General features: G+C 72.8%; 1 protein-coding gene. It reads right to left on the bottom strand.

Going from position 1 to position 1,181, the window contains the following annotated elements; all coding sequences use genetic code 11:
• The coding region (locus tag BN903_RS03385) for a penicillin acylase family protein (protein ID WP_394296240.1) at window positions 1-1,181 on the bottom strand (1,181 nt) is incomplete at both ends.

Raw genomic sequence — 1,181 nt, 5'->3', positions numbered from 1 at the left:
CGCCTCGATGGCGACCGTGGTCCGCGTCGCGGTGTGGCCCGTCCACGCCACGCCGACCGTCGCCCCTCGCGCTCGATCAGGGGGCCGTGGACGGTGCGGCGCACCCGGAGGTCGCGGTCCTCGCCGCCGGCGACCGGGATCGTCCGCGTCTCGTCGACCTCGAAGGGGCGCCACTCGCCCTCGTACCGATAGCGGTCGCCCGCGTCGTCGATCTCGTAGCGGTAGCAGTCGAGGACGTCCGCGCCGAGGTTGGTGAACGACCACGCGCCGCGGTCGTTCGCGCCCGCGATGACGAACGGGACGCCGGAGAACGTCGCGCCCCGGACCGACCGCTCGGGGGTCTCGACCGACTGCTCGTACCACAGCGGCGGCGCTTGTAAGGAGAGGTGGGGGTCGTACGCGACGATCGGCGTCCCGCTCGCGGTGTGGTCGCCCGAGACGACCCAGCTGTTCGAGCCGACGCCGGTCGGCGACTCGAAGCCGGAGAGCCAGTCGGTCAACGCGGGGTCGACGGGGTCGACCGAGCCGCCCGTCGACCGATCGTCGCCGCCCGCCTCGAAATCGAAGCGCCCCGCGGTCGACACCGCCCGGGACTCGTCCAACCGGGTCTCCGTCCCGTCGAGGATCGTGTCGTCGTGGTCGTACCGCGTCGGGAACAGCGTCTCGGCGCGCTCCTCGCCGAGCCGGTCGGCGACGAGCGCGCGCCGCAGTTCGCCGAAGTCGCCGGTGAGCGTCCACGAGATCTGTTTCTCCATCAGCATCGAGTCGACGGGGGTCCACGGCTCCGGCTCGTAGCCGATCAGCTCGAACTCCAGCGGGAGCGGCAGGTCATCTCTCGCTGCGTTGACGCCGTCGGCGAACGCCTCGACGAGGGGCCCGGCGCGGCTCTCGGCGACGACCTCCCACGTGGCCTCCGCGGCCTCGGCGAACCCCATCGCGACGTTGAACTCGTCGCCGTCGAGCGTCGCCTCGCCGATCACCTCCGAGAGCCGGCCGCGCATCACCCGGCGCTGGAGGTCCATGGCGAACAGCCGGTCGAACGCCTGACAGTAGCCCACCGCGAAGTACGCGGCGGACTCGTCGTCGGCCTCGACCTGCGGGACGCCGAACTCGTCGCGGGCGACCTCCGCCGGGCCGTGCGGGCTCTCGACGGTCTCCGGGAGCGACCGGTCGGCGGCGTC

This window comes from Halorubrum sp. AJ67, assembly GCF_000513435.1.
The sequence above is the reverse complement of the archived record's forward strand: the minus strand, read 5'-3'. Positions and strand labels throughout refer to the sequence as shown.